At 67.3% G+C, this 26,049-nt stretch carries 22 protein-coding genes; 14 read left to right on the top strand and 8 right to left on the bottom strand.

Translation table 11 applies throughout. From position 1 onward, the window contains the following. Positions 1–97: 97 nt before the first annotated feature. The 7 genes from betA to IAE41_RS16235 all read right to left on the bottom strand — a co-directional run bounded on the left by betA (position 98) and on the right by IAE41_RS16235 (position 9,233). Complete coding sequence (betA, locus tag IAE41_RS16265) at positions 98–1,780, bottom strand: choline dehydrogenase (protein ID WP_200733818.1); 1,683 nt, start codon at positions 1,778–1,780, stop codon at positions 98–100. Positions 1,781–1,913: 133 nt separating this feature from the next. Beyond that, positions 1,914–3,386 carry a betaine-aldehyde dehydrogenase gene (gene betB, locus IAE41_RS16260; RefSeq protein ID WP_200733817.1) on the bottom strand — a complete coding sequence of 491 codons (1,473 nt, stop codon included), beginning with the start codon at positions 3,384–3,386 and terminating at the stop codon, positions 1,914–1,916. Positions 3,387–3,427: 41 nt separating this feature from the next. Beyond that, positions 3,428–4,018 (bottom strand): transcriptional regulator BetI, encoded by a 591-nt coding sequence (gene betI / locus IAE41_RS16255; protein ID WP_079221769.1) that lies wholly within the window; start codon positions 4,016–4,018, stop codon positions 3,428–3,430. A gap of 167 nt (positions 4,019–4,185) precedes the next feature. Then, on the bottom strand, positions 4,186–4,818 hold the full coding sequence (locus IAE41_RS16250) for an AAA family ATPase (protein WP_200733816.1): 633 nt from the start codon (positions 4,816–4,818) through the stop codon (positions 4,186–4,188). After that, the gene (locus IAE41_RS16245) at positions 4,818–5,192 is read right to left on the bottom strand and encodes a type II toxin-antitoxin system Phd/YefM family antitoxin (RefSeq protein WP_116863625.1); all 375 of its coding nucleotides are present in this window, start codon (positions 5,190–5,192) and stop codon (positions 4,818–4,820) included. Before IAE41_RS16245 ends, IAE41_RS16250 begins: the two co-directional genes overlap by 1 nt. 213 nt (positions 5,193–5,405) lie before the next feature. Further along, positions 5,406–8,159: an aconitate hydratase AcnA gene (acnA, locus tag IAE41_RS16240; protein WP_200733815.1), complete on the bottom strand. Its 2,754-nt coding sequence runs from the start codon at positions 8,157–8,159 to the stop codon at positions 5,406–5,408. Positions 8,160–8,330: 171 nt separating this feature from the next. Continuing rightward, entirely contained in the window at positions 8,331–9,233 is a 903-nt protein-coding gene (locus IAE41_RS16235; RefSeq protein WP_049455867.1) for a LysR family transcriptional regulator, read from the bottom strand. A gap of 109 nt (positions 9,234–9,342) precedes the next feature. Here IAE41_RS16235 and IAE41_RS16230 point away from each other — a divergent pair, with 109 nt between their 5' ends. The 8 genes from IAE41_RS16230 (at position 9,343) to acnB (ending at position 18,112) form a co-directional block, all read left to right on the top strand. Next, positions 9,343–10,464 carry a 4-oxalomesaconate tautomerase gene (locus IAE41_RS16230; protein WP_200733814.1) on the top strand — a complete coding sequence of 374 codons (1,122 nt, stop codon included), beginning with the start codon at positions 9,343–9,345 and terminating at the stop codon, positions 10,462–10,464. A gap of 76 nt (positions 10,465–10,540) precedes the next feature. Continuing rightward, positions 10,541–11,602: an ABC transporter substrate-binding protein gene (locus IAE41_RS16225; RefSeq protein WP_200733813.1), complete on the top strand. Its 1,062-nt coding sequence runs from the start codon at positions 10,541–10,543 to the stop codon at positions 11,600–11,602. Between the two features lie 14 nt (positions 11,603–11,616). Beyond that, positions 11,617–12,450 (top strand): ABC transporter ATP-binding protein, encoded by an 834-nt coding sequence (locus tag IAE41_RS16220; RefSeq protein WP_079221774.1) that lies wholly within the window; start codon positions 11,617–11,619, stop codon positions 12,448–12,450. Continuing rightward, complete coding sequence (locus IAE41_RS16215; protein WP_006442371.1) at positions 12,434–13,210, top strand: ABC transporter permease; 777 nt, start codon at positions 12,434–12,436, stop codon at positions 13,208–13,210. Before IAE41_RS16220 ends, IAE41_RS16215 begins: the two co-directional genes overlap by 17 nt. Positions 13,211–13,344: 134 nt before the next feature. Next, positions 13,345–14,781: a porin gene (locus IAE41_RS16210; RefSeq protein WP_200733812.1), complete on the top strand. Its 1,437-nt coding sequence runs from the start codon at positions 13,345–13,347 to the stop codon at positions 14,779–14,781. A 65-nt stretch (positions 14,782–14,846) separates the two neighbouring features. Further along, positions 14,847–15,071 (top strand): AbrB/MazE/SpoVT family DNA-binding domain-containing protein, encoded by a 225-nt coding sequence (locus IAE41_RS16205; protein ID WP_108759291.1) that lies wholly within the window; start codon positions 14,847–14,849, stop codon positions 15,069–15,071. A 6-nt stretch (positions 15,072–15,077) separates the two neighbouring features. After that, positions 15,078–15,476 (top strand): type II toxin-antitoxin system VapC family toxin, encoded by a 399-nt coding sequence (locus IAE41_RS16200; protein WP_079221777.1) that lies wholly within the window; start codon positions 15,078–15,080, stop codon positions 15,474–15,476. A 44-nt stretch (positions 15,477–15,520) separates the two neighbouring features. Continuing rightward, on the top strand, positions 15,521–18,112 hold the full coding sequence (acnB, locus tag IAE41_RS16195; RefSeq protein ID WP_200733811.1) for a bifunctional aconitate hydratase 2/2-methylisocitrate dehydratase: 2,592 nt from the start codon (positions 15,521–15,523) through the stop codon (positions 18,110–18,112). Between the two features lie 133 nt (positions 18,113–18,245). Here the strand turns inward: acnB and IAE41_RS16190 are convergent, their stop codons facing one another. Then, entirely contained in the window at positions 18,246–19,493 is a 1,248-nt protein-coding gene (locus tag IAE41_RS16190; RefSeq protein ID WP_200733810.1) for a LysR substrate-binding domain-containing protein, read from the bottom strand. A 101-nt stretch (positions 19,494–19,594) separates the two neighbouring features. Between IAE41_RS16190 and IAE41_RS16185 the strand changes: the two genes are divergently transcribed. The 6 genes from IAE41_RS16185 to IAE41_RS16160 all read left to right on the top strand — a co-directional run bounded on the left by IAE41_RS16185 (position 19,595) and on the right by IAE41_RS16160 (position 25,978). Then, a complete protein-coding gene (locus IAE41_RS16185) occupies positions 19,595–20,266 on the top strand; it encodes a 4-carboxy-4-hydroxy-2-oxoadipate aldolase/oxaloacetate decarboxylase (RefSeq protein ID WP_200733809.1) in 672 nt (223 codons plus the stop codon). Then, entirely contained in the window at positions 20,259–21,314 is a 1,056-nt protein-coding gene (locus IAE41_RS16180; RefSeq protein WP_200733808.1) for a 4-oxalomesaconate tautomerase, read from the top strand. Before IAE41_RS16185 ends, IAE41_RS16180 begins: the two co-directional genes overlap by 8 nt. Before the next feature lie 43 nt (positions 21,315–21,357). Continuing rightward, complete coding sequence (dctA, locus tag IAE41_RS16175) at positions 21,358–22,671, top strand: C4-dicarboxylate transporter DctA (protein WP_108746629.1); 1,314 nt, start codon at positions 21,358–21,360, stop codon at positions 22,669–22,671. An 87-nt stretch (positions 22,672–22,758) separates the two neighbouring features. Further along, on the top strand, positions 22,759–24,042 hold the full coding sequence (locus IAE41_RS16170) for a carbohydrate porin (RefSeq protein WP_200733807.1): 1,284 nt from the start codon (positions 22,759–22,761) through the stop codon (positions 24,040–24,042). 23 nt (positions 24,043–24,065) lie between these two features. Continuing rightward, on the top strand, positions 24,066–25,088 hold the full coding sequence (locus IAE41_RS16165) for an amidohydrolase family protein (RefSeq protein WP_108768768.1): 1,023 nt from the start codon (positions 24,066–24,068) through the stop codon (positions 25,086–25,088). Further along, a complete protein-coding gene (locus tag IAE41_RS16160) occupies positions 25,088–25,978 on the top strand; it encodes an amidohydrolase family protein (RefSeq protein WP_200733806.1) in 891 nt (296 codons plus the stop codon). Before IAE41_RS16165 ends, IAE41_RS16160 begins: the two co-directional genes overlap by 1 nt. Positions 25,979–26,049: the final 71 nt, after the last annotated feature.

Raw genomic sequence — 26,049 nt, 5'->3', positions numbered from 1 at the left:
CTGCGGCCCGCGCCGCCGGGGGGGCCGGCGGCGGGCCCCCCCCGCCCCCCCCCCCCCCCCCCCCCCCCACTACCCGAAGGATTGAGAGGCGTATGCGTCAGCTGCGGCTGCGCGCGGGGGCGCCGTTGGCCTTGTAATAGGGCGCGGTGCTCCGGGCCAGCGGGCTGCGGCCACGGATCACGTCGGCCAGCTTCTCGGCCATCATGATGGTCGGCGCGTTGAGGTTGCCGGTGACCACCTGCGGCATGATCGAGGCATCGACGATGCGCAGGCCTTCCAGGCCGTGCACGCGGCCCTGGCCGTCGACCACCGCCATCGGGTCATCGGCGTGGCCCATCTTGTTGGTGCACGAGGGGTGGTAGGCCGTCTCGGCGTGCTCGCGGACGAAACCGTCGATCTGTGCGTCGGTCTGCAGCTCGCGGCCCGGCGAAATCTCGCGGCCGCTGTACGACGCCAGCGCTGGCTGCGCGAAGATCTCGCGGGTGATGCGGATGGCCGCGCGGAACTCGCGCCAGTCCTGCTCGTGCGACATGTAGTTGAACAGGATGCTGGGGTGCACGCGCGGATCCTTGGATACCACCTGCACGCGGCCGCGGCTGGGCGAGCGCATCGAGCCGACGTGCATCTGGAAGCTGTGCGCCTTGATCGGGTTGGAGCCGTTGTAATTGATCGCCACCGGCAGGAAGTGGTACTGCAGGTTCGGCCAGTCGAAGGCCTCGTCGCTGCGGATGAAGCCACCGGCCTCGAACTGGTTGCTGGCGCCGATGCCGGTGCCCATGAACAGCCATTCGGCACCGATGGCGGGCTGGTTGTGCAGCTTCAGCGCCGGGGCCAGCGATACCGGCTTTTTGCACTCGTACTGCAGGTACATCTCCAGGTGATCCTGCAGGTTGGCGCCGACGCCCGGCAGGTGGTGCACCAGATCGATGTCCAGGCTGCGCAGCAGGTCGGCCGGGCCGACGCCGGAGCGCTGCAGGATCTGCGGCGAGGCGATGGCGCCGCCGCACAGCAGCACTTCGCGGCGTGCAGTGGCACGCTGCGGCTGGTCGTTGTGCAGCCACTGCACGCCGACCGCGCGCTTGCCCGAGAACAGGATGCGATCGGTGAGGGCGTGGGTGACGATGGTCAGGTTCGGGCGCGGCTTGGCCAGGTCCAGGTAGCCACGGGCGGTGCTGGAGCGGCGGCCCTGCGGGGTCACCGTGCGGTCCATCGGGCCGAAGCCTTCCTGCTGGTAGCCGTTGAGGTCATCGGTGCGCGGGTAGCCGGCCTGCACGCCGGCTTCGACCATGGCGGCGAACAGTTCGTTGTTGCCGGCCTTGGGCGTGGTCACCCGCAGCGGGCCATCGCCGCCGTGGTAATCGTTGGCGCCGATGTCGCGGGTCTCGGCCTTGCGGAAGTAGGGCAGGCAGTCCAGGTAGGTCCAGTTTTCCAGGCCGGGCATGCTGGCCCAGTGGTCATAGTCCATGGCGTTGCCGCGGATGTAGCACATGCCGTTGATGAGCGATGAGCCGCCCAGGCCCTTGCCGCGCCCGCAATCCATGCGACGGTTGTTCATGAAGGGCTCCGGGTCGGTCTTGTACGCCCAGTTGTAGCGCTTGCCCTGCAGGGGATAGGCCAGCGCGGCCGGCATCTGGGTGCGGAAGTCGAGGCGGTAATCCGGGCCACCGGCTTCCAGCAGCAGCACGCTGACATCGGCATCCTCGGTGAGGCGGGTGGCCAGCACGTTGCCGGCCGAACCAGCGCCGATGATGATGTAGTCGTACTCGGTGTGGGTGCTCATGGGGTTCTCCTGCTGGCCGGGACGCGCGATGCGCAGGCGTCCCGGCGGAATGTCGGTCCGGCACGCGGGCCGGGCGGTGGGGCGGGGCGGCTCAGGGCGCGCTGATCAGAACACGCTGATCAGAACACGCTGATCAGAACACGCTGGCGTAGTCGCCCAGTTCGACCTGCACCGACTTGATGCGGGTGTAGTGGCCCAGCGTGGACAGGCCGTTCTCGCGGCCGACGCCGGATTGCTTGTAGCCACCCACCGGCATTTCCGCCGGCGATTCGCCCCAGGTGTTGATCCAGCAGATGCCGGCTTCGAGGCGGTGGATGATGCGATGTGCGCGGCTGATGTCACGGCTGACCACGCCGGCAGCGAGGCCGAAGGTGGTGTCGTTGGCGCGGCGGATGGCTTCCTCCTCGTCGTCGTAGGCGAGGATGCTCATCACCGGCCCGAAGATCTCCTCGCGGACGATGGTCATGTCATCGCGGCAATCGGAGAACACGGTCGGCAGCACGTAGGCGCCTTCGGCCAGTGCGCCTTCCCCGGCACGGCCACCGCCGGCCAGCAGGCGCGCGCCTTCGGCCTTGCCACTGTCGATGTAGCGCAGCACGTTCTGCATGTGCGGGAAGCTGACCATCGGGCCGAAGTTGGTGTCGGCCGCCTGCGGATCGCCGATGCGGATGCGCTTCACGCGCTCGACCACGGCGGCTTCGAACGCGGCCAGCAGGGCGCGCGGCACGAACACGCGGGTGCCGTTGGTGCAGACCTGGCCGGAGCTGAAGAAATTGGCCATCACCGCGATGTCAGCGGCGCGGTCCAGGTCGGCGTCATCGCAGATGACCAGCGGCGACTTGCCGCCCAGTTCCATGGTCACTTCCTTCAACGAGGAGGACGCGGCCGCGGCCATCACCTTCTTGCCGGTGGCCACGCCGCCGGTGAAGGAGATCTTCTCGATCACCGGATGCTCGGTGAGCCAGTTGCCGATCTCGCCGCCCGGGCCCTGCACCACGTTGAACACACCGTCCGGAACGCCGGCTTCGCTGTAGATCTCGGCCAGCTTCAGTGCGGTCAGCGGGGTCACTTCGGAGGGCTTGAACACCATGGCGTTGCCGGCGGCCAGCGCAGGCGCCGATTTCCACAGCGCGATCTGGATCGGGTAATTCCAGGCACCGATGCCGGCGACCACGCCCAGCGGTTCGCGGCGGGTGTAGAAGAAGCTCGATTCGCGCAACGGCAGCTGGATGCCTTCGATGGCGGTGGCCAGGCCGGCGTAGTACTCCAGCACGTCGGCGCCGGTGACGATGTCCACCGTAGTCGTTTCGGCCAGGGCCTTGCCGGTATCCAGGGTTTCCAGCCGGGCCAGCTCATCGTTGCGCTCGCGCAGGATATCGACGGCGCGGCGCAGGATGCGCGAACGTTCCATCGCGGTCATCGCCGCCCACACCTTCTGTCCTTCGGCGGAACTCTGCACCGCGCGTTCGACGTCGGCCTCGCTGGCGATCTGCACCTCGGCCAGCACCTGGCCGTTGGCCGGGTTGATGCTCTGGAAGGTCTTGCCGCTGGTGGCGTCGACGCGTTGGCCGTGGATGTAGAGCTGCTGTACGGGCAGGGGGGACATGGGGCACTCCTGTAAACAAAGGGGGAAGGGCTTGAGGCTGCTTATACGCCCTCGGGCTGCAGCTGGAAGTCGATATAGGCGTAGGCCAGCGCGCGTGCGGCGGCGGTGTCGAACGGGCCGCCGACCAGGCTGCCGCGCAGCCACAGGCCGTCGATCATCGCGGCCAGCCCGCGCGCGGCGTCGCGGGCGCGTCCGGCGGGCAGCGCGCGGTGGAACTGATGGGCCAGGTTGGAATACAGCCGCTGGTCGTTGATGCGCTGCAGGCGGGCCAGTTCCGGCTGGTGCATGCTCGCCGCCCAGAAGGTCAGCCAGACCCGCATGGCCGGGCCGCTGGTCTGGGTCTGGTCGAAGTTGCCATCGACCAGGGCGCGCAACTGGGCCCGCGGGTCTGCATCGGCGCGGGCCCGGCAGTGGGCGAAGGCATCCTTCAGTTCATTGAGGATCTGCCGCATGGCCGCGTTGAGCAGGCCGGCCTTGTCGCCGAAGTAGTGGGCGACGATGCCGGTGGACAGGCCGGCCTGGCGGGCGATGGTGGCCACGGTGGCATCGGCCAGGCCGATATCGTGGATGACCTGGAAGGTGGCTTGGATCAGCTGCTCGCGGCGGATGGGTTCGATGCCTTTCTTCGGCACGGTCTCACCTGGGGCATGGGCGTTGGCCCGAGGTGGACAGTATCGCGTTTGTTGATTGAACGTTCAATCAACAAACAGTGAAGGTGGTGTATGGATGGGGATCAGGATTGGGGATCAGAGCCCTTTCCTTTGGAAAGGGATCCGACCCCGGGATCCGACCCCTTGGGTTACAGGCGGAGGGCGGCTTCCAGCAGCGGGGTGGCCCAGGCGGGCGTGGCTGCCAGCTGGGCAAGGTCGTCCGCTTCGGGGTACAGCACCTGGCCATCCTCCATCTGCAGCAGCAGCTGCGGATCGGGCACGGCTTCGCCGGGGGCGGCATCGGCGCTGTTGTCGTAGACCTGCAGCTGGGCCAGCACCGGCATCAGCCGCACCAGGTTCTGCTGGGCCAGCGGCCAGCGCCGGCGGATGTCGGCTTCGTTGATCGGATGGCCACCGCTGCGCACCCGCGCCTGCACGCGCGCGATGTGCTGCTCCGGGCTGGACAGCCCGCAGAACCACATCAGCACGTCGTGGCTGTGGCTGGCTTCATGCAGCAGGGCGGCGATGGAATTGCCGCCCAAGGTGGTTTCGAAGGCATGGTTGTGGCCCCGTTCGAGGGCATCGCGGATGCGGTTGACGCCTTCCTGCCAGGCCTGGGCGTTGGCCTCGGCCTGGGACTGGCCCGACAGCTCGCGCAGGCCACGGGCGAACGTATCCGGATTGAACCAGTCCAGCCCGGCCTCTCGCAGTACGTGGCCGCCCACCGAACTCTTGCCGGCGCCGTTGACGCCGGCAAGGACGTACAGGAACGGTCGAGACATCAGTGCCCCGTGCCGGCCTTGACCTGCCCCTTCAGGCGCGCCGGGCGGCGCAGCAGCGCACGCGCGGTGTCACCGGCCTGGGCCTGCTGCAGTACGGCCAGGCGCTGGTCGAAGCCGGCGCGCAGTTCGGCCAGGCCCGGGGCCTGCCCGCGCAGTTCTTCCAGCGAGGATTCCAGTGCTTCCACGCGGGCCTGCAGGGCGCGGTACTGCTCGATGGAGACGATGACCGCCTGCGGCTCGTTGTGGTTGGTGACCACCACCATGCGCTGGTCGCGGACCTCCTGCATGACCTTGCGCCAGTGCTCCTTCACCGACGAGGCGGTGGTGTGGGTCAGCTCATTGATCGGGTCGAAGCGGACGGGCAGGTGAAGCATGGCGGGGCTCCAGCGGGGGGTATGGGCCCACCTTACGCCTGTTTCATGCGAATTGCATGAATCGGGAAAAATATGAAACTTTCATGGGCTGTAGAGCCGAGCCTGCGCTCGGCTGATGCTGGCAGGTCGCCAACCGCAGCCGAGCATGGGCTCGGCTCTACAAGAGCCGGGGCGTTAGCCGAGCATGGGCTCGGCTCTACAACAGCCGGGGCGTTATTTGCTGGCCAGCTGGCGCAGCACGTACTGCAGCAGGCCGCCGTGGCGGAAGTACTCGACTTCCTTCGGGGTCAGCAGCATCACCGAGACCTCGAAGGTCTTCTTCGTGCCATCGGCCTTGGTCGCGGTGACGGTCGCACGCTTGCTGGCACCATCTTCCAGGCCGGTGATGTCGATCGTCTCCGAGCCGTCCAGGCCCAGCGACTGCGCGTTGTCGCCGTTGCGGAACTGCAGCGGCAGCACGCCCATGCCGACCAGGTTGGAACGGTGGATGCGCTCGAAGCTCTCGGCCACCACGGCCTTCACGCCCAGCAGCAGGGTGCCCTTGGCGGCCCAGTCGCGCGACGAGCCGGTGCCGTATTCCTTGCCGGCCAGCACCACCAGCGGCACGTTGTCGGCCTTGTACTTCATGGCCGCGTCGTAGATCGCCAGCTTTTCCGGCTGGCCGCCGTTGGCCGGGTAGTACAGGGTGTTGCCGCCTTCCTCGCCACCGAACATCAGGTTCTTGATGCGGATGTTGGCGAACGTGCCGCGGACCATGACGTCATCGTTGCCGCGGCGGCTGCCGTAGCTGTTGAAGTCGGCCGGCTGCACGCCGCGTTCCTGCAGGAAGCGGCCTGCCGGCGAATCCTTCTTGATGTTGCCTGCCGGGGAGATGTGGTCGGTGGTGATCGAATCGCCGAACAGGCCCATCACGCGCGCACCGTGCACGTCGTCGATGCTGCCGGTCTGCATGGTCATGCCATCGAAGTACGGCGGGTTCTTGATGTAGGTGGAGGCATCGCTCCACTCGTACAGGTTGCCGTCCGGCGAGGCGATGGTGTTCCAGCGGCTGTCACCCTTGAACACGTCGGCGTAGTTCTGCTTGAACATCTCCGGGCCGATGGTCGCAGCGATGACGTCGCCGATTTCCTTGTTGCTCGGCCAGATGTCGCGCAGGAACACCGGCTGGCCATCGCTGCCGGTGCCCAGCGGCTGGGTGGTCAGGTCGATGTCGGTGGTGCCGGCGATGGCGTAGGCCACCACCAGCGGCGGGCTGGCCAGGTAGTTCATCTTCACTTCGGGGTGCACGCGGCCCTCGAAGTTGCGGTTGCCCGACAGCACCGAGGTGACCACCAGATCGCCAGTGGCGATGCCGGCGCTGACTTCGGTGGGCAGCGGGCCTGAGTTGCCGATGCAGGTGGTGCAGCCGTAGCCGACCACGTAGAAGCCGATCTTCTCCAGCTCCTTCAGCACGCCGGCCTTTTCCAGGTAATCGGTGACCACGCGCGAGCCTGGGCCGAGCGAGGTCTTCACCCACGGCTGGCGGTTCAGGCCCTTGGCGGCGGCGTTGCGGGCCAGCAGGCCGGCGCCGATCATCACCGCCGGGTTGGAGGTGTTGGTGCAGGAGGTGATGGCGGCGATGACGACCGCGCCGTCCTTCAGGCGGACCTTGCGGCCTTCGGTCTCGATGTCCGCATAGCCCTTGGCCAGCTGTTCGTTGCCGACAGCCGCGCCGCCGCCTTCACTGACGAAGGTGGAGACATCGGCGCTGCGCTTGTCGCGGTTGGCGGTGAGGCCGACCAGCGATTCGCGGTAGTTCTTCTGCACGTCTTCCAGCAGCACGCGGTCCTGCGGGCGCTTGGGGCCGGCCAGCGAAGGCTTGACCGTGCCCATGTCCAGTTCCAGCGTGGTGCTGTACTGGGCCGGTGCGCTGCCCGGTTCGTGCCACAGGCCCTGGGCCTTGGCATAGGCTTCGACCAGGTTGATCTGCTCGTCGCTGCGGCCGGACAGGCGCAGGTAGTTCAGCGATTCGTGATCGATCGGGAAGATGCCGCAGGTGGCGCCGTATTCGGGGGCCATGTTGCCGATGGTGGCGCGGTCGGCCAGCGGCAGGTGCTGCAGGCCGTCGCCGTAGAACTCGACGAACTTGCCGACCACGCCCAGCTTGCGCAGCATCTGGGTGACGGTCAGCACCAGGTCGGTGGCGGTGGCGCCTTCGGGCAGCTTGCCGCTCAGCTTGAAGCCGACCACCTGCGGGATCAGCATCGAGGACGGCTGGCCGAGCATGGCCGCCTCCGCTTCAATGCCGCCCACGCCCCAGCCGAGCACGCCGATGCCGTTGATCATCGTGGTGTGGCTGTCGGTACCGAACACGGTATCGGGGTAGGCAACCGCCTTGCCCTCCTTGTCCGCGGTCATCACCACGCGGGCCAGGTTCTCCAGGTTCACCTGGTGGACGATGCCGGTGTTGGGCGGCACCACCTTGAAGTTGTCGAAAGCCTTCTGGCCCCAGCGCAGGAAGCCGTAGCGTTCCTGGTTGCGCTGGAATTCGATCTTGCCGTTGAGGTCCAGGGCGTCGGGCTTGCCGAACACATCGACCTGCACCGAGTGGTCGATGACCAGTTCGGAGGGGATCTGCGGATTGATCTGCTCGGGCTTGCCGCCCAGCTTGACCACCGCATCGCGCATGGCGGCCAGGTCGACCACGCAGGGCACGCCGGTGAAGTCCTGCAGGACCACGCGCGCGGGCATGAAGGCGATTTCGGTATCCGGCTCGGCGCTGGGCTGCCAGCGAGCCACCGCTTCGATGTGGTCGGGGCCGACGGTGGCGCCGCCATCCTCGTGCCGGAGCAGGTTCTCCAGCAGGATCTTCATCGAATAGGGCAGGTGGGAGATATCGAAGCGCTGGCCCAGCTTGGGAAGGCTGAAGTAGTCGTAGGTCTTGCCGCCGACGTCCAGCTGGCTGCGGGTGGAGAACGAATCGCTCATGCGGGATGACTCCTCTTGCGGATGGCTTGCACTGGCCCGCCGTGGCGGGCCTGCTTGCGTTTGCCGGTGGCGTTCCGGCCGCCGGGTCCCCGCCAGTATGGCCGAGCGGGGAGGGGCCGAAACGCCCTTGGCGCAGGACGCAAGGTTACATGGCTGTATGTAGTGCCGATGTCACGGTTTGCCGCGCCACTGGCTCATCAGCATCTGCAGGAAGCGCTCGGCGGTGGGTGAGAGCAGGGCGCCGCGGCGGCGCACGATGCCGATGGTGCGCGACACCACCGGATTGCCGATCGGGCGGGTCACCAGGATCGGGTGGTCGCCATCGGGGGTGGCCATTTTCGGCAGCACCGATACGCCGATGCCGGCTTCGACCATGCCCAGGGACGTGGACAGGTGGGTCACTTCGTAGTGCCAGCTCAGCTTGAGGTTTTCGCGTGCCAGGGCGCCGTCGAGCAGGGTGCGGTTGCCGCTGGTGCGGTGCACGGTGATGAGCTGGTGCTGGGCCAGGTCGGCCCATTCGACCTTGCGCTTGCGGGCCAGCGGGTGGTCGCGGCGGCAGGCCAGCACGAAGGGGTCTTCGGCCAGCACGTCGAAATCCAGGTTGGGGTCGTTGGCCCCCATGAAGTTGATGCCGAATTCCACTTCGCCGCGTTCCACCGCCTGCAGGCCCTCGGTGGCCGGAATATCGAGGATGCGGAAGCGCACGTTCGGGTGCGCCTCGTGGAAGCGAGCCATCACGCTGGGCAGGAAGTAGAACGCGGCCGTGGGCAGGCAGGCGATGGTAACCGTGGCGCCGCGGGTGTCCTCGCGGCCGCGCAGGGAAAACAACGAACCGTCGAACTCTTCCAGCATGCGCCGCACCAGCGGCAGCAGGTTCTCGCCGACGGCGGTGGTGCTGACGCTGCGCGTGGTGCGTTCCAGCAGGGGTGAGCCGACAGCCTGCTCCAGCTTCTGGATGCGGCGGCTGAGCGCTGGCTGCGATACGTGCAGGCTTTCAGCGGCGCGATGGAAGCTGCGTGTCTCGGCAACGAGAAGGAACGCGCGCAGGTCGAGGATTTCGCAATTGATGCTCATTGGGTATCAATCATCCAAAAATCAGCAATTCACAGATCAATCGGGGTCATGCCAGTATCGAATCACAGAGGGGGTATTCATCCCCTATACGCATCAATCTAGCACACGTATGTCCAACGATCTGCTCAGCATTCCCTGCGTGCTCATGCGCGGCGGTACTTCCAAAGGCCCCTTCTTCCTGGCATCCGACCTGCCGGCGGATACCGCCCAGCGCGACCGCCTGCTGCTGGAAGTGATGGGCTCGGGCCATCCGCTGCAGATCGACGGTATCGGTGGTGGCAACGCCCTGACCAGCAAGGTGGCGATCATCGACCGCTCCAGCCGCGATGATGCCGACGTGGACTATCTGTTCGCCCAGGTGCGGGTGGAGCAGCAGGTGGTGGATACCTCGCCCAACTGCGGCAACATGCTGGCCGCGGTCGGCCCGTACGCCATCGAACGGGGCCTGGTGCAGGCGCAGGACCCGCAGACGTCGGTGCGCATCTTCAACGTCAACACCGGCAAGCTGATCGTGGCGACGGTGGAAACGCCCGGCGGCGAAGTGGTCTACCGCGGCGATACGCGGATTGCCGGTGCGCCGGGCTCGGCCTCGCCGGTGCGGCTGTCCTTCCTGGATGCGGCCGGCGCCCGCACCGGCAAGCTGCTGCCCAGTGGCCACGCCCAGGAAACCATCGATGGCGTGGCGGTGAGCCTGGTGGACTGCGCGATGCCGATGATGCTGGTGCGCGCCGAGGACCTGGGGGTGCGCGGTGATGCGGCGCCGGCCGAACTGAATGCGGATGCGGCCTTCCTCGCCCGGCTGGAGGCGCTGCGCATCGAAGCCGGCACGCGCATGGGTATCGCCGATGCCGGCAACAAGGTGATTCCCAAGCCGGTGCTGCTGTCTGCGCCGCAGCACGGCGGCCATCTGCAGGTGCGCTACTTCATGCCGCACCAGTGCCATACCGCGCTGGCGATCACCGGCGGGGTCGGCCTGGCCACGGCGGCGGTCACGCCAGGCACGCTGGCCAACACTTTCGTCGGATGCCTGGGCCTGCCCGGCAGCATTACCCTCGAACATCCGAGCGGGGCCCTGGATGTGGGCCTCAGCCGAAGCTCGGACGATGCGCCGGTGGTTGCCAGCGTGGTCCGTACCGCCCGCCGCCTGTTCGAAGGCCGCGTGTTCGCGACCTCGCCGGCAACCCCCGAGATCTGTTCCACCCAAGCCCGCCAATGGACTTCAGCGGCATGACCTGAAACCGGTCGGGCCCGCGCAGCCGCGCGTGGCCGGCCACCACAACGTAGATGCTTCACTCCTGGGAGGGATGATGTACAAGCAGATGTTCATGGCCGCGCTGTGCGCGGCAGGCCTGGCCATGGCCGGGTGCAGCAAGCAGGGGGCCGATGCACAGGGCGCGGCGGCCGGCGGTGGCGACAACGCGCCCGTGCGGATCAGCGTGGGGTCATACAACCTCAACAACCTGCCGTTCTTCATTGCCGATTCGAAGGGCTACTTCAAGGACGTCGGCCTGGAGGTGAAGACCGAGAACTTCGCCCAGGGTGGCTCGAAGGTGCTGCAGGCGCTGGTGGCCAACTCCACCGACGTGGCCGTGGGCTTCTATGACCACACCATCCAGATGCAGGCCAAGCGCAAGGACGTGGTGGGCTTCGTGCTGCTGTCGCGCAACTCCGGCCTGGTGATGGCCGGCCGCGATGATGCGACGTTCGACCCGGCGCGCCCGGATACGATCAAGGGCCAGAAAGTGGGCATCACCGCACCGGGTTCCTCGTCCGATTTCTTCGTGCGCCACTTCCTGGCCCAGCATGACATCCCGGTGGACAGCATCTCGCTGATCGGCGTGGGGTCCGGCGCGGCGGCGGTGGCAGCACTGGAGCAGGGCAAGATCGACCTGCTGGTGAACTATGACCCGGCGGCGACGCTGATCACCGAGCGCAAGGTCGGGAAGATCATCATCGATGCACGCAGCGACGAGGGCGCACGCCAGGTTTACGGTGGCCTGTATCCGACCTCGGTGATGTATGCCAACCGCAGCTTCCTGGAACAGCGCCCGCAGGCGGCCGAGAAGATCGCCCGCGCCGAGCAGATGGCCCTGAAGTTCATCGCCGACAACAGCGCCGAGGACATCGTCGCCGCGCTGCCGGACAGCTACGTCTCCGGCGACCGTGCCACCTACGCCCGTGCCGTGGAGAACGCCCGCGCGATCTTCACCACCGATGGCCACTTCACCGCGGCCGATCTGGAAACGCCGCTGAAGGTGCTGCGCGAGTTCAACAAGGATGTCGCCAACGCCGACATCGATCTGTCCAAAACCTACACCAATGCCTTCGTCGAGCGTGCCCACGCTGCGGCGCCGGCCGCCCAACGTTAAGCGGAGATAACCCCATGGCCCTCAATGCCACCGTGCGCCAGCTCAACGGCGCGCCGCAGCTGGAGCCTGCACAGACCATGGTCGCCATCAACAAGGTGACCATGTCCTTCGGCGAATTCACCGCCGTGCGTGATGTCGACATCCAGGTGGGCGACGGCGAGTTCCTCGCCATCGTCGGCCCCACCGGCTGCGGCAAGAGCACCATCCTCAATTCCGTGGCGGGGCTGCTGAAGCCGTCGTCCGGCGAAGTGGCCATCGATGGCCGCGCGGTCAGCGGCGTGCAGGAGTCGGTCGGCTACCTGTTCCAGCAGGATGCGCTGCTGCCGTGGAAGACTGCCTACCAGAACGTCGAGCTGGGCCTGCGCTTCCGCGGCGTGCCCGAGGCCGAGCGCAAGGCCAAGGCCAATGCGTGGCTGGCCAAGGTCGGCCTGGCCGGCTTCGAGCACCGTTACCCGCACCAGTTGTCCGGTGGCCAGCGCAAGCGCGTGCAGATGGCGCAGGCGCTGATCGTCGAGCCGAAGGTGATCCTGATGGACGAGCCGTTCTCGGCGCTGGACATCCACACCCGCCACCTGATGCAGAACGAACTGCTGCGCCTGTGGCAGGAGGATCGCCGCTCGGTGATCCTGATCACCCACGATCTGGAAGAAGCCATCGCCCTGGGCGACCGCGTGGTGGTGCTGTCTTCCGGCCCGGCCAGCCGCGTCGTGCGCAGCTTCGACGTGGGCCTGGAACGGCCGCGCAATGTTGCCGAGATCAAGCTGGACGAACGTTTCACCGACCTGTACCGCGACATCTGGGCCTGCCTGCGCGGCGAAGTGGAGAAGAGCTATGCACGCCAAGACTGACAAGATCATCCAGCTGGCCCTGGTCATCGCCGTGTTCGGTGGCTGGGAAGGCGGCATCGCGCTGGGCGTGATCGATCCGTTCTTCTTCCCCTCGCCGACGGCGATCGTGCAGCAGGCGTGGACCTGGCTGTCCGATACTTCCTTCTACCAGCACGTCTACATCACCCTGACCGAAACCGCGCTGGGCTACCTGATCGGTACCGGCCTGGGTGTGGCCGGTGGCGTCTGGCTCGGCCTGAGCCGCCGCTCGGCGCGCATCCTGGATCCCTTCATCAAGGGCTTCAATGCGATCCCGCGCGTAGTGCTGGCGCCGATCTTCGTGCTCTGGCTGGGCCTGGGGCTGTGGTCGAAGGTGGCCCTGGCGGTGACCCTGGTGTTCTTCACCACCTTCTTCAACGCCATGCAGGGCGTGCGTGAAGTGAACCCGGTGGTGCTGGCCAATGCGCGCATCCTCGGTGCGGGTCGCAGCGACCTGCTGCGCCACGTCTACTTCCCGGCGGCTGCCAGCTGGATCCTGTCTTCGCTGCGTACCTCGGTCGGCTTCGCCGTGGTCGGCGCCATCATCGGCGAGTACCTGGGCGCTTCGGCAGGCCTGGGCTACCTGATCGCTCAGGCCGAAGGCAACTTCAATGCCGTGGGTGTGTTTGCCGGCATCATCATCCTGGCCGCCTTCGTGCTGGTCATCGATGCCCTGCTCGACGTGGTCGAGAACAAGCTGATCACCTGGCGTCCCAACGCCCAGGCACAGGCCACCAGCTGACCGCGCTGCGCTGAGCCCGCATGCCGTGCCGCCGGGCTGATCCGGCGGCGCGCGCTGCCTCCCCCGATCTTCCCCCGCACCACCGCAACAGGCCAGCGCCAGGCCAGGGGGCCGGCTGGCCGGAGAGAGAACCCATGAACACGCACACCGTGCTGCCCCGCGCAGCGCTGTCGGTCGCGCTCGGCCTGCTGTTGGCCAGCGGCCATGCCGGGGCACAATCCGCCCCGGCCCCGTTGAGCCAGGCCGAACTGTCGGCGCTGGTGCAGCAGCAGGCACTGCAGATCCAGCAGCTCGAAGCCCGCCTGCGTGCGGTTGAAGGCGGGCAGGGCGGCGCTGCAGCCGCCGTGGCGACGCCGGGACCGGCACCAGCCCCGGCGCTGGAAACGCGCGTGGCCGCACTGGAGTCGAGCCAGTCCAAGGCGCCGAAGGTGTCCTGGGCGAAGGGAGCGCCGGAATTCAGCAGTGCCGATGGCAAGGTCGCCTTCCGCCCGCGCGGCCGCCTGTTCGTCGATGGCTCCAGTACCGACGGTTCGTCGGTGGCTGACCGCAACATTTCCGGCACCGAGATCCGCTCGGTGCGCCTGGGCGCCGAGGGCCGTTACGGCATCCTCGGCTGGGCGGTGGAGGGTGACTTCGCCGACAACGCAGTGGCCTGGAAATCGGTGTATGCGACCGTGGACCACACCCTGTTCGGCCTGCCGGCGGACCTGACCGTGGGCAACCGGCTGAACGACCGTGGCATCGACGGCTCCAGCAGCACCTCCAACACGCCGTTCCCGGACCGCAACGTGGTCGGCACGCTGATGCTGCCGCAGCGTGGCCTGTTCGGCGTGGGCCTGACCGAGCGCGTGTACGGCAAGGGCTGGCACGCCAGCCTGTCGGTGGCGGGCAACGATCTGAACAACGCCGGCAACGACAACGACAGCCAGACCTGGGCCACCCGCGTGCACTGGAATCCGGTGGCCAGCAAGGCCGCCACCGTGCACCTGGGGGCCTGGGCCTTCCACGAGGAGATCGCCGCCGGCGCCAGCGGCGTGCTGCGCAGCTCGGCCATCGCCGGGCACTTCAACGATCTGGTGAAGATCGCCCCGGGCACCCTGGTGGGGGCCGAGCGCAGCACGGCCTATGGCCTGGAAGCGGCTGGGTTCTTCGGCCCGGCATGGGCCACCGGCGAATGGGGCACGCGCAACCTGCGCGGCGTCGACGCCAGCGGCCGTTACGACCTGGACCATGAGGCCTGGGCGGTGTCGGCGGGCTGGTTCCTGGCGGGCGCACTTCCAGCGTACTCGGGCAAGGCAGGCACCTGGGGCAAGGTGAAGGTGGCCGACCCGGTGACCGATGGTGGCGCCGGGGCCTGGGAACTGAAGGCGCGCTATGAGGATGTGGACTACGCCGAGCTGCCCACCGGCGGCACTGGCCACGCGTGGACGCTGGGAACGAACTGGTACCTGAACGACTACAGCCGGGTGATGTTCGAGGCGATCCGCTGGCAGACCTACAACCGCAGCGGCAGCGGGCGGGGCAGGGACGAGGGCACGACCTTCAATACCCGCCTGCAGGTGGTCTTCTAAGTACGCGGGTGGCGGTATGGCCCCTTCGGTATGTATAATTCGTGCATACCGAAGAGGGCCTACCCATGGAAGCCACCGTTGCAGAGCGCGGACAGATCACCCTGCCCAAGGCAGTGCGTGATGCGCTGGGCCTGACCAAGGGCACCCAGCTGAAGGTCGAGCTGGACGGCAGCCGGATCATTCTGCGCAAGAGTGTTGACGATGCCATTTCACGGGCGCGCGGCAAGTTCGCGCTTGATGGCTTCGATTCGGCCGAGGCCGCCGTGCGCGCCGTGCGCGACGAGGACTAAGCCGTGATGATCGCTGTCGATTCCCCGGTGCTGGTCGAACTGCTGAGCAACGGCCCGCAGGCCGATGCAGTGGAGGCCTGCCTGCGGCAGAGCCTGGTCGGCGGCCGCGTGGTGGTCTGCGGCGCGACCCTGGCTGAAGTCTGCGCCTCGCTGCGCGGCGGCGCCGAGGTGCTTGAAGCACTGGAAGAAATGGGCGTGCACTTCAATGCGCTGGAGGCCAAGTCGGCCCTGCGCGCCGGCGAGATGCACCGCCGCCACCGCCAGCGCAGCGGCAGCCGCCGCAGCCTGGACGATTTCATGGTTGGCGCCCACGCACTGCTGCAGTGCGATGGCCTGATCACCTGGAACGACACGTTTTACCGCGACTACTTCAAGGGCCTGAAGCTGATCGTGCCGCAAGCCTGAGCCCACTTTTGTTTTTTCAACCTACGCATTACCCGGGAGTTGTCATGTTGGAAGCCTACCGCCACCACGTCGCCGAGCGCGCTGCGCTTGGCATCCCGCCGCTGCCGCTGAGCGCGCAGCAGACGGCCGATGTCATCGAACTGCTGAAGAACCCGCCGCAGGGCGAGGCCGAGTTCCTGCTCGACCTGCTGACCCACCGCGTGCCGGCCGGCGTCGACGATGCTGCCAAAGTCAAAGCCTCGTACCTGGCGGCCATCGCCCTGGGCAGCGAGCAGAACCCGCTGATCAGCCGCGAGCGCGCCACCGAACTGCTGGGCACCATGCTCGGCGGTTACAACGTCGCCCCGCTGGTGCAGCTGCTGGACGATGCGGCCATCGGCACCATCGCCGCTGCGGGCCTGAAGAAGACCCTGCTGGTCTTCGACGCCTTCCATGACGTGCAGGAAAAGGCCAAGGCCGGCAACGCCAACGCCCAGTCCGTGCTGCAGAGCTGGGCCGATGCCGAGTGGTTCACCAGCAACCCGGAAGTGCCGCAGAGCCTGACCGTCACCGTGTTCAAGGTGCCGGGCGAAACCAACACCGACGACCTGTCGCCGGCGCCGGACGCGACCACCCGCCCGGACATCCCGATGCACGCCCTGGCGATGCTGAAGAACAAGCGCGACGATGCGCCGTTCACCCCGGAAGAAGACGGCAAGCGTGGCCCGATCCAGCAGATCCTCGACCTGAAGGACAAGGGCCATCTGGTGGCCTATGTCGGCGACGTGGTCGGCACCGGTTCCTCGCGCAAGTCGGCCACCAACAGCGTGCTGTGGTGGACCGGCGATGACATTCCGTTCATCCCGAACAAGCGCGCCGGTGGCGTCTGCCTGGGTTCGAAGATCGCTCCGATCTTCTACAACACCATGGAAGATGCCGGTGCACTGCCGATCGAGCTGGACGTGTCGAAGATGGAGCACGGCGATGTGGTCGAGCTGCGTCCGTACGATGGCAAGGCGCTGAAGAACGGCGAAGTGATCGCCGAGTTCCAGGTCAAGTCCGAAGTGCTGTTCGACGAAGTGCGCGCCGGTGGCCGCATTCCGCTGATCATCGGCCGTGGCCTGACCGGCAAGGCGCGCGAAGCGCTGGGCCTGGCCCCGACCGATCTGTTCCGCCTGCCGGTGCAGCCGGTCGATACCGGCAAGGGCTTCTCGCTGGCGCAGAAGATGGTCGGCCGCGCCTGCGGTCTGCCGGAAGGCCAGGGCATGCGCCCGGGCACCTACTGCGAACCGAAGATGACCTCGGTCGGCTCGCAGGACACCACCGGCCCGATGACCCGTGACGAGCTGAAGGACCTGGCCTGCCTGGGCTTCTCGGCCGACCTGGTGATGCAGTCGTTCTGCCACACCGCCGCTTACCCGAAGCCGGTGGACGTGAAGACCCACCACACCCTGCCGGAGTTCATCTCCACCCGTGGCGGCGTCTCGCTGCGCCCGGGCGACGGCGTGATCCACAGCTGGCTCAACCGCATGCTGCTGCCGGACACCGTCGGTACCGGTGGTGACTCGCACACCCGTTTCCCGGTGGGCATTTCGTTCCCGGCCGGTTCGGGCCTGGTCGCCTTCGCCGCTGCCACCGGCGTGATGCCGCTGGACATGCCGGAGTCGGTGCTGGTGCGCTTCAAGGGCCAGATGCAGCCGGGCGTCACCCTGCGTGACCTGGTCAATGCCATTCCGCTGTACGCGATCAAGTCGGGCCTGCTGACCGTGGCCAAGGCTGGCAAGAAGAACATCTTCTCCGGCCGCATCCTGGAAATCGAAGGCCTGCCGGAGCTGAAGGTCGAACAGGCGTTCGAGCTGTCCGACGCCTCGGCCGAGCGTTCGGCCGCCGGTTGCTCGGTGCGCCTGAACAAGGAACCGATCATCGAGTACCTGACCAGCAACATCACCCTGCTGAAGTGGATGATTGCCGAGGGTTACCAGGATCCGCGTTCGCTGCAGCGCCGTATCGAGAAGATGGAAGCGTGGCTGGCCAACCCGGAGCTGCTGGAGCCGGATGCCGACGCCGAATACGCCGCCGTCATCGAGATCGACCTGGCCGACATCCACGAGCCGATCGTGGCCTGTCCGAATGACCCGGACGACGTGAAGACGCTGTCCGAAGTGGCCGGCGCCAAGATCGACGAAGTGTTCATCGGTTCGTGCATGACCAACATCGGTCACTTCCGTGCGGCTGCCAAGCTGCTGGAAGGCAAGCGTGACCTGCCGACCCGCCTGTGGGTGGCCCCGCCGACCAAGATGGATGCTTCCGAGCTGACCAAGGAAGGCGTGTACGGCACCTTCGGCGCCACCGGTGCACGCATGGAAATGCCGGGCTGCTCGCTGTGCATGGGCAACCAGGCGCAGATCCGCGAAGGTTCCACCGCGATGTCGACCTCGACCCGCAACTTCCCGAACCGCCTGGGCCGCAACACCAACGTGTACCTGGGTTCGGCCGAACTGGCCGCGATCTGCTCGCGTCTGGGCCGCATCCCGACCAAGGAAGAGTACATGGCCGATGTGGGTGTGATCGCCCAGAGCGGCGCGGAGATCTACCGCTACATGAACTTCGACCAGATCGAGGAATACCAGGACGTGGCCAAGACGGTCGCTGCCTGATGCGGTAACGGAAAACCCCCGGCTCGCGCCGGGGGTTTTTTTATGTGCGGACGATGTGCGGTAGTGCCGGCCGCTGGCCGGCAGCCGTGTGATGGGCGCAGGCATGCCGGCCAGCGGCCGGCACTACCAGGGCTCAGCGATAGCGGAAGGGCCAGGCGTCCGGGCCGTCGCTGCTGCGTTCGGCGCAGACCTCGCGGAAGGTCTGCAGGAAGGCCTGCTGCGGACGCGTCGGGTGCCAGTCGGCGCGGGTGGTCAGGCCGATGCGGCGGCGCAGGGCGCGGCCGGCCAGGCCCAGTTCGGCCAGCAGGCCGGCCTGGCGTTCGATCAGGAACTGGTCGCGTGACATCAGGGTCAGCCAGTCATCCTCCAGCAGCAGGCCGCGGGTGATCACCAGCGAGCCGCATTCGATGCGCAGGACCGGTGGCTCGTGGCCGTTGTCGCGGAACATCCGCTCCCAGCGTGCACGCACCGGCGCGCCGGTGGCCGGGATCACCCACGGATAGTCCAGCAGTTGCTCGAAACGCCACGGCAGCTGCGCGGCGAGAGGGTGGTCGGCGCGGCCGACGATGACCGGGTCATCGTCGAACAGGCCTTCCTGCACCACGTCGGGCACCGCGCTGAGGTCGCGCATGGCGCCGACCAGCAGATCCAGGCTGCCTTCGCGCAGATCGGACAGCAGCTCCGAAAACGGGCCTTCCACCACGTTCACCGTGGCGCCCGGCCAGGCGCGTGCGAACCGGGCCAGTGCCTGTGGCAGCAGCAATGCGCGCGCCAGCGGCATCACCCCGATGGCCAGGCGGCCGCCGTGCTGGTCGCGGGTGGCGGCCAGTTCGTCCAGGCCGGTGGCCAGCTCGGAAAGCGCCAGTCGTACCCAGCGCAGCAGACGGGTAGCGGCGGGCGTCGCCAGCAGGGCCTTGCCACGCCGCTGCAGCAGCGGCACTTCGATCACCGCTTCCAGTTCGCGCACCGCGCGGTGCATGGCCGGCTGCGAAACCCCGGCGCGCGCTGCCGCGAGCGTGAAGCTGCCCGCGCTGTCCACCGCGTTGAGGGCGCGCAGCTGGCTGAGTGTCAGCCGCCGTTCGATGGTTGCCAGTGCAGGCAGGCGCGCCGCACGCCGGGCCGCGCGTACGCCACGGGCGAGGTAAGCGAGGGCGCGTTCGATGCGCGGTGCAAGCAGGCGCGTCGCTTCGGTGGCGACCATGCCGCCGGGCTGGCGGTCGAACAGCGGCGCATCAAGCTGCCGTTCCAGCCGTGCGATGGCCTGGGTGAGTGCGGGCTGGGACAGATTGAGGTGCGGCGCGGCCGCGCTGATGCCGCCGTGCGCGTGTACCGCCACCATCGCGTGCAGGTGTTTCAGGTTCAGCTCGGGCAGTCCATTCATGGCACAACTATAACCAGATTGAATGGGTCGGACGAAAAACGATCTTGAGGGGGCTGCATGACGCGGAACAGACTGCGCCATCGCCAACGAAGGATGGATGGATGTCCCGCGTCATCACCCGTATCGAGCGCGCCGAACCGGCGCTGATCCAGTCACTGGCCGAGGCCGGCGTGGCCACCGTGCATGAGGCACAGGGTCGCAGTGGCTTGCTGCATCCGCGGCTGCGGCCGATCTACAGCGGCGCGCGCATCGCCGGCAGTGCGGTCACCGTATCGGTGCCGCCGGGCGACAACTGGATGATGCATGTGGCCATCGAGCAGCTCGGCGAGGGCGACATCCTGGTGGTGGCACCGACCAGCGACTGCACCGATGGCTACTTCGGCGACCTGCTGGCGACCTCGGCGCAGGCCCGTGGCTGCCGTGGCCTGGTCATCGATGCGGGCGTGCGCGATGTGCGCGAGCTGACCGCGATGGGCTTCCCGGTGTGGAGCCGGGCGGTGCACGCGCAGGGCACGGTGAAGGAAACCCTGGGTTCGGTGAACGTGCCGCTGGTCTGCGGTGGCGCCCTGGTGAATGCGGGCGACGTGGTGATCGCCGACGATGACGGCGTGTGCATCGTGCCGCGCGCCGATGCGGCACGGGTGGCCGCCGAAGCGCAGGCGCGCGAGGCACGCGAGGCTGACAAGCGCGAGCGCCTGGCCCGTGGCGAGCTCGGCCTGGACATCTACGCCATGCGCGAGCGTCTTGCCGCCAAGGGCCTGCGCTATGAGTAAGGGCGTGCGCGCGATGTGGATGCGCGGCGGCACGTCCAAGGGCGGGTTCTTCCTCGCCCAGGACCTGCCGGCCGATGCCGCCGCGCGTGATGCCTTCCTGCTGCGTGCCTATGGTTCGCCGGACGTGCGCCAGATTGACGGCATGGGCGGCGGCGACCCGCTGTCCTCCAAGGTCGCCGTGGTTTCGCCCTCGCAGCGCGAGGATGCCGACGTGGATTACCTGTTCCTGCAGGTCTTCGTCGACCAGGCGCTGGTGAGTGACGCGCAGAACTGCGGCAACATGCTGGCCGGCGTGGGTCCGTTCGCGATCGAGCGCGGCCTGGTGGCGGCGCGCGATGGCGTGACCGAGGTGCGCATCTTCATGGCCAACACCGGCACCCTGGCAACGGCCAGCGTGCAGACACCAGACGGTGTGGTGAGCTATGCCGGTGACGCGCGCATCGACGGCATACCGGGTACCGCCGCACCGCTGCCACTGGCCTTCGAGGACACCGCGGGTTCCAGCTGCGGCGCGCTGCTGCCGACCGGCAACGTGGTGGACGTGATTGACGGTGTGCAGGCCACCCTGATCGACAACGGCATGCCCTGCGTGGTGCTGTGCGCGTCCGACCTGGGCATCAGCGGCTACGAGGACCGCGCCACGCTGGACGCGGACGAGGCCTTGAAGGTCCGCCTGGAGGCGATCCGCCTGCAGGCGGGGCCGAAGATGAACCTGGGCGATGTGGCGGAGAAGTCGGTGCCCAAGATGATGCTGGTGGCCGCACCTGCCGACGGCGGCGCGATCTGCGTGCGCTCGTTCATCCCGCACCGCTGCCATGCCTCCATCGGCGTGCTGGGTGCGGTGACGGTGGCCACGGCCTGCCTGCTGCCGGGCTCGCCGGCCCATGCACTGGCCCGGTTGCCGGGCGGGCAGGTACAGACCCTGGCGGTGGAGCACCCCAGCGGGGCCACGACCTGCGTGATTGAACTGGACGAGGACGGCCAGGTGGCCCGCGCGGCCATGCTGCGCACCGCACGGAAACTGTTCGACGGCGCACTGTTCGACTGAACAGGCAGCGCCTTTCTATTCTCTGCGACCTGGGAGGGTTGTTATGACCGTGGTAGGGAAGCGGCCGGGCCGCTTTGGAATCTTTGGCCAGTTGTGGTTCCAGGTGCTGGCCGGCACCGTGATCGGCGTATTGCTGGGCTGGCTGCAGCCGGACCTGGGTTCGGCGATGAAGCCGCTGGGTGATGGCTTCATCAAGCTGATCCGGATGATGATCGGACCGATCATCTTCGTCACCGTGGTGCACGGCATCGCCGGCATGCGTGACATGCGCAGCGTGGGTCGGCTGGCGCTGAAATCGCTGATCTACTTCGAGGTGATCACCATCCTCGCGTTGATCGTCGGCCTGGTGGCGGTGGACCTGTGGAAGCCCGGCGCCGGCATGAACATCGACGCGGCGACCATCGACATGGCCAGCATCCAGGGCTATGTGCACACCGCCCATGACCAGTCGATCGTGGCCTACATCATGGCCATCATCCCCAACACCCTGGTCAGTGCCTTCACCGAGGCGCACGTGCTGCAGGTGCTGTTCGTGGCCGTGCTGTTCGGCGTGGCCCTGGCCGCCGTCGGCGAGCGCGGCAAGCCGGTGATGGATGTGATCGAGAGCGCCTCCGGTGCGCTGTTCAAGATCATCGGCTACATCATGTACGTGGCGCCGATCGGTGCGTTTGGTGCCATCGCCTTTACCGTCGGCCAGTTCGGGGCTGCCTCGCTGCTGTCGCTGGGCGAGCTGATCATCGAGTTCTTCGTGGTCTGCGGGCTGTTCACCGTGCTGGTGCTGGGCACCGTGTGCTGGTGGACCGGTGCCAGCCTGTGGCGCCTGCTGGGCTACCTGCGCGACGAGATCATCATCGTTGCGGCCACCACTTCCACAGAAACGGTGCTGCCGCGCCTGATCGAGAAGATGAAGAAGCTGGGCTGCGAAGAGGGCGTCGTCGGCTTCGTGATTCCCGCCGGCTACTCGTTCAACCTGGACGGCACCTGCCTGTACCTGACCACGGTGGCGATCTTCCTGGCCCAGGCGACCAATACCGAACTGACCGTGTGGCACCAGCTGGGCCTGATCGCCGTGCTGCTGCTGACATCCAAGGGTGCTGCGGGCGTGGCCGGTGCGGCGTTCGTGGTGCTGGCGGCGACCCTCGGCACCACCGGCACCATCCCGGTGGCCAGCATCGCCTTGATCCTCGGTATCCACCGCATCCTGGCTGAAGGCCTGACCTTCGTGAACCTGATCGGCAATGCCATCGCCGTGCTGGTGATCGCCAAGTGGGAAGGCAAGCTGGATGAAAAGACCATGGCCGCGCAGATCGGCACTCGTCGAACCCGGCAACGCCTGCTCGGCGTGCAGCCCGCCTGAGGCAATGGCCTGAGTCCTGACGGCCACTGCGGTGGCCTCCACTGAATGCATCACCCTGGCGCCGGCGGCGCCGGGAAGGGAGAGAACATGTCGCAGTTCCTGCGTACCCCGCTGTACCTGCTGCTTGCCAGCGTTCTGGCAAGACCGGCTTTCGCCGCTGAGCGCAGCATCCCCGAGGGCATCGACCTGACCCTGGACCTGGTCGGCAACGTGGCCCACAACCCGGTGGGCGGTGTCGAACAGGGCACCGAAGGTTCGTACTGGGTGATGGCCCAGTCGAAGTTCGACCTGGACAAGCTGTTCGGCGTGCACGGCACCGAGGTGGATGCACAGTGGGCCTGGTTCGCCGGGCGCAACCTGGCGCGCGAGAAGATCGGCAACTCGATCAGTGCGCAGCAGACCTGGCGACCGGTGGCCGGCGGCCGCCTGACCCGACTGACCCTTCGTCACCGTTTCGACAATGGCCTGAGCATCACCGCCGGCCGTGCGCCGGTGAACAGCTACTTCAACAACTCGCCGCTCAACTGCGTGTTCATGAGCAATGCGATGTGCCTGACGCCCTATGGTGCGATCACCGACCTGGGCATCACCGCCTACCCGAACTCGTCCTGGGCAGGCATCGTGCGCTACGACGTGGACGACCGCTGGTATGCGCAGGCGGGCGTGTTCGACTACAACAACGAGCTGAACAAGGCGGGCAAGAACGGCCTGGACTTCTCGGTGGGCGAGGGCACCGGCACGATCAGCGCCTACGAAGTGGGCTACCAGACCTCCTTCGCCAACGACCGCCTGCCGCGGACCTACCGCGTCGGCATGTACCGCAACAGTGATGGTGGCAAGAGTTCGTACTTCGATGCCAACGGCAACTCGGCGGCGCTGACCGGCAAGCCGACGGCCGTGCAGGACGGCGCGCGCCTGGGTGTGTACGCGATGGGCGACCAGACCGTCTGGCGCGGCGAGGGCAAGCGCAACCTGGCCGTGTTCGGCCGGGTCTACGTCAACACCGGCAACGAGGCGCCGGTCGATCATTTCGTGTCGGCGGGCTTCGTCAAGACCGGCACCTTCGCCGGTCGTGACCAGGACACCCTGGCCATGTTCGTCTCCAACACGCATTTCAGCGACGAACAGATCGGCTTCCTGCGTGACCGCCGCAGCCGCTACGGCGGTACCGGTGCGCCGCATGCCGACGAGATCATCACCGAGCTCAGCTACGGCTGGGCGGTGAAGAAGGGCATCCGCCTGATGCCGAACCTGCAGTACGTCATCAACCCCGACCCGATCTACGCGCCCACGCGCACCACCAACATCCCCGACGCGCTGATTGTCGGCCTGCGCGTGGATGTGCACTTCGCCCAGCTGTTCGGCTGGTGATCCATCGCCCCAGGAGATCCCCCATGATCATCGACTGCCACGGCCACTACACCACGGCCCCCGCCGGCCACGATGCGTTCCGCAAGGCGCAGGTGGCCCACTTCAACGACCGCTCGCTGCCGGCGGCAGTCTATCCCACGATCAGCGACGATGAACTTCGCGACAGCGTGGAGGCCAACCAGCTGCGCCTGCTGCGCGAGCGCGGTGCGGACATGACCATCTTCTCGCCGCGCGCCAGCACCATGGCCCACCACATCGGCGATGAGCAGGTCAGCGCTGAATGGACGCGCCGCTGCAACGACCTGATCGCGCGGGTGGTTCAGCTGTACCCGGATCAGTTCATCGGCGTCTGCCAGCTGCCGCAGTCGCCGGGCGTGCCGATCGCGCACTCGGTGGCTGAGCTGGAGCGCTGCGTGAACGAGCTTGGTTTCGTCGGCTGCAACCTCAACCCCGATCCGTCCGGCGGCCACTGGGATGGCCTGCCATTGACCGATCGTTCCTGGTACCCGTTCTTCGAGAAGATGGTGGAACTGGACGTGCCGGCCATGGTGCACGTGTCGGGCAGCTGCAATGCCAATTTCCATGCGACCGGCGCGCACTACCTGAACGCCGATACCACCGCCTTCATGCAGTTCCTGCAAGGCGATCTGTTCCGTGACTTCCCCGAGCTGCGCTTCATCATCCCGCATGGCGGTGGCGCGGTGCCTTACCATTGGGGGCGCTTCCGGGGCCTGGCGGACATGCTGGGCAAGCCGCCGCTGGCCGAGCATGTGATGAAGAACGTCTACTTCGATACCTGCGTGTACCACCAGCCCGGCATCGACCTGCTGTTCGAGGTGATCGACATCGACAACATCCTGTTCGGTTCGGAAATGGTGGGCGCGGTGCGTGGCATCGACCCGCAGACCGGCCACTTCTTCGATGACACCCGTCGCTACGTGGATGCGCTGGCATTGTCCGAGGGCGACCGCTACAAGGTATTCGAAGGCAATGCGCGGCGGGTCTACCCGCGGCTGGATGCGCAGCTGAAGGCGAGGGGGCTGTGATGGCAGCGTTCCAGAAGGATGCCGACTGGATGGACTACTGCGCCAACCCCAGCCGCCCGACGTTCGTACCTCCGCCGGGTGCGGTGGACGCGCACTGTCATGTGTTCGGTCCGGGCGATGTGTTCCCGTATGCACCCGAGCGCAAGTACACGCCCTGCGACGCCGGAAAGGCGCAGCTGTTTGCGCTGCGCGACTTCCTCGGGTTCAGCCGCAACGTGATCGTGCAGGCAACCTGCCACGGTGCCGACAACCGCGCCCTTGTGGACGCGCTGCACGCCAGTGGCGGCCTTGCCCGTGGCGTGGCCACGGTGCGCGATACGGTCAGCGACGAGGAGCTGCAGCAGCTGCATGCCGCGGGCGTACGCGGCGTGCGCTTCAACTTCGTGCGCCGGCTGGTCGACCCCAAGCCGGATGCCTACTACCACGCCATCATCGACCGCATTGCGCCGCTGGGCTGGCACGTGGTGGTGTACTTCGAAGCGGCCGACCTGGCCGAGCGCTGGAACTTCTTCACCTCGCTGCCGACCACGGTGGTGGTCGACCATATGGGCCGGCCGGACGTGAGCCAGCCGGTGGACGGGCCGGAATTCCAGCGTTTCGTGCAGCTGATGGCCGAGCACGGAAATGTGTGGAGCAAGGTCAGCTGCCCGGAGCGGCTGTCGCGGGTGGGGCCGCCGGGGTACGCCGACGTGGTGCCGTTCGCGCGGCACCTGGTGGAACGCTTCCCGGATCGCGTGCTGTGGGGCACGGACTGGCCGCACCCGAACATGAAGGACCACATGCCTGATGATGGGCATCTGGTGGATGTGATTCCCCACATCGCGCCGACGCTGGAGCTGCAGCAGAAGCTGCTGGTGGACAACCCGATGCGGTTGTATTGGGGCGCGTGAGGCGCTGTGGGTGCCGGGGGGGCGGGGGCGCGCCCCCCCCCGCGGCGGCGACAGGAGGGTGGGGCGGGCGC

Origin of the sequence: Stenotrophomonas sp. S39 (genome assembly GCF_016624665.1) — a bacterium.
Classification (GTDB): domain Bacteria; phylum Pseudomonadota; class Gammaproteobacteria; order Xanthomonadales; family Xanthomonadaceae; genus Stenotrophomonas.
The sequence above is the reverse complement of the archived record's forward strand: the minus strand, read 5'-3'. Positions and strand labels throughout refer to the sequence as shown.